At 65.1% G+C, this 2,610-nt stretch carries 2 protein-coding genes and 1 pseudogene; 1 reads left to right on the forward strand and 2 read right to left on the reverse strand.

Annotated features, from left to right (window positions below; all coding sequences use genetic code 11):
• A partial coding sequence (locus WCE35_RS26500) for an ACT domain-containing protein (protein ID WP_424596269.1) occupies positions 1-439 on the forward strand: 439 nt, incomplete at its 5' end.
• A gap of 145 nt (positions 440-584) precedes the next feature.
• Here WCE35_RS26500 and WCE35_RS26505 read toward each other — a convergent pair.
• Together WCE35_RS26505 and WCE35_RS26510 are read right to left on the reverse strand one after the other, a co-directional pair.
• Entirely contained in the window at positions 585-2,459 is a 1,875-nt protein-coding gene (locus WCE35_RS26505; RefSeq protein ID WP_424596270.1) for an AMP-binding protein, read from the reverse strand.
• A 55-nt stretch (positions 2,460-2,514) separates the two neighbouring features.
• Positions 2,515-2,610, reverse strand: a pseudogene (locus tag WCE35_RS26510) (enoyl-CoA hydratase/isomerase family protein); the annotation flags it as partial.

Genomic DNA, 2,610 nt, shown 5'->3' on the forward strand with positions numbered 1-2,610 from the left:
GGAATACGACCGCGACGAGGACGAGGGACGGCGCGCCAGGCGGATCGGCCAGATGATCGAGGACGTGCTCGAAGGCAAGTTGCGCCTGCCCGAAGCGGTGGCAAAGCGCGCCGCCGGACGTGGCGGCAGGGTCCGGCCGTTCGTGGTCGAGCCGGAAGTGATCATCAACAATCAGTGGTCGGACCGCTACACCGTGATCGAGGTCTCCGGGCTCGACCGGCCGGGGCTATTGTACCAACTGACGACGGCGATCTCGAAGCTGAACCTCAACATCGCCTCCGCCCATGTCGCGACCTTCGGCGAGCGCGCGCGCGACGTGTTTTATGTCACCGACCTGCTCGGCGCCCAGATCAACGCGCCGACCCGGCAGGCCGCGATCAAGAGCGCGCTGATCCATCTGCTCGCCGATGCGGACAACGCGGCAGAGCCGGCGGCGTAGAGAGTTCTATTAAGACTCCATCCGACCGTCATTCCGGGGCGCGCGTAAGCACGAGCCCGGAATCCATAACCACGATCGTGAGTATGGATTCCGGGCCCGCGCCAGGAGGCGCGTCCCGGAATGACGAGTGGTGAGGTCGTCGTCTTCATTGCAGCACAATCACATCCTCTCCCGGATGATCTGCATAGAGTTTCTCCACCAGCGCGGCGCGGCGCTCCAGCCCGGCGCGCTGGTTGATGTAGCCCTTGTCGGTGAGTTCGTTGCCGTCGATCGAGGCCGGCTCGACCATCAGCATCGCCCGCGCAATGCGCATGCTGCTGGCGCCCGACGTGGAGGCGTTGTGCGCCTCCAGGCCCCGCTTCAGGCACGCGATCACCTCGGGATGCCTGACGACCTCTTCATAGCTCGCCTCGGGATTGCCGACGATCTGGCGGCAGGCGTGCAAATTGGGCCAGGCCAGCAGTCCGATAAAGGGGCGGTCCTGGCCGGCGACCAGCGCGTCCTGCACCACGGGCGTCGCGGCGGCGATCGCGTCGGTGCGCAGCGAACCCACATGCACGAAGGTGCCGGTCGTGAGCTTGAAATCCTCGACCACGCGGCCGGCGAAGATGATGCCCTGCAGCGGATCCTCAGGGTCGACGAACACGCCGGCGTCGCCGATGCAATAAAATCCTTCCTCGTCGAACGCCGCCCTGGTGAGATCGGGCCGGCCGAAATAGCCCGGCGTGACATTGACGCCGCGCAGGCGCAGTTCATATTTCGATCCGACCGGCACCATCTTCAGTTCGACGCCGGGGAACGGCAGCCCGATCAGGCCGACCCGCTCGGTGTCCCAATAGGTGCCGGTGGAGGTCGGCGCGGTCTCGGTCGAGCCCCAGCCGGTATAGAACACGATGCGCCGGCCGGTGGCGCGCACCGCGAGCGCCTGCATCCGGTCGTAGAGATCGTCGGGCAGCCGCGCGCCGCCATAGGCCATCAGGGCCAGATTCCTGAAGAAGCCGCGGCAAAGCGCGTCGTCCTTCTCCATCGCGGCGGCCAGCGCGGCATAGCCCGCCGGCACGTTGGCGTAATAAGTCGGCGACACCTCGCGCAGGTTGCGCAGCGTCTCGTCGATCAGGCCTGGCATCGGACGGCCATCGTCGATATAAAGCGTGCCGCCCTCGGTCAGCACCGGATTGAACAGCGCGTTGCCGCCCATGGTGTGATTCCAGGGCATCCAGTCGAGATAGGTGGCCAGCGGCGCATTCGGGTCGCGCGGCCGCACCTGCATCATCATCGCCGCGTTGGCGCACATCATTGCCTGCGTGTTGATGACGGCCTTGGGCATGCCGGTCGAGCCCGAGGTGAACAACAGCTTGCCGACGGTGTCGGGCGTGATTTCGGCGATCGACTCTTCGACGTCTCTGGTCACCGGCGTGGCCGCGAGATCGGCAAAAGACACGCTCCTGATGCCGTCGCAGGGACGCGCGACATGGACGACGGTGACGCCGTCGAGATCGAGCGCTTTCAGCGCCTTCTCGAAGGTCGGTCCGTCCTGCACCATCACCACCGCCGGCTTGATCAGGTCGAACAGATATTTCAGCTTGAGGTGATCCTGGCTCATCAAGGAATAAGCCGGCGATACCGGCGCGGCCGGAAACCGCGCCTGCATCGAAGCCTGCGTCATCAGCGCGTGCTCGATCGAATTGCCCGAGAGGATCGCGACCGGACGGCCGGGCTCCAGCCCGAGATTGAGCAGGCCCTGCGTCAGCGCGTCGACCATGCGCTTGGCTTCACCGTAGGACAGCTTGCGCCATTGCCGGTCGGCGCCGGCGCGCTGCGCCAGCCAGGTGCGCTCCGGCGCTTGCTTCGCCCATTTGGCGAGCGAAGCGGGGATGTGCTTCTCGTAGGGCTGCAGCGGAATCCGCGACTTCAAGATGATGACGCCGTCCGGCCGCCGCTCGACCGCGATATCGCGCGCCAGCCATTGGATCTTGCGAAAGGCCGGCTTCTCCAGCACCGCGGCGGCATTCCCACTCATCTTGCGCCTCCAAATACCCTTGGTCTGTTGTCTGGTCCTTTGCGGATCCTTGTTGTCATCCCCTGATATAGACAGGCTTTCGCTTTTCGAGAAAGGCCCTGATGCCCTCGTTGAAATCTTCCGAGCGGCTGCACAGGACCTGATTACGGTC

Source organism: Bradyrhizobium sp. (genome assembly GCF_049691595.1).
Lineage (GTDB): Bacteria > Pseudomonadota > Alphaproteobacteria > Rhizobiales > Xanthobacteraceae > Bradyrhizobium.

What these genes read in the sequence shown, in the direction of transcription:
- WCE35_RS26505 (WP_424596270.1), bottom strand. Translation starts at nt 2,459, where the DNA reads ATGAGTGGGAATGCCGCCGCGGTGCTGGAGAAGCCGGCCTTTCGCAAG.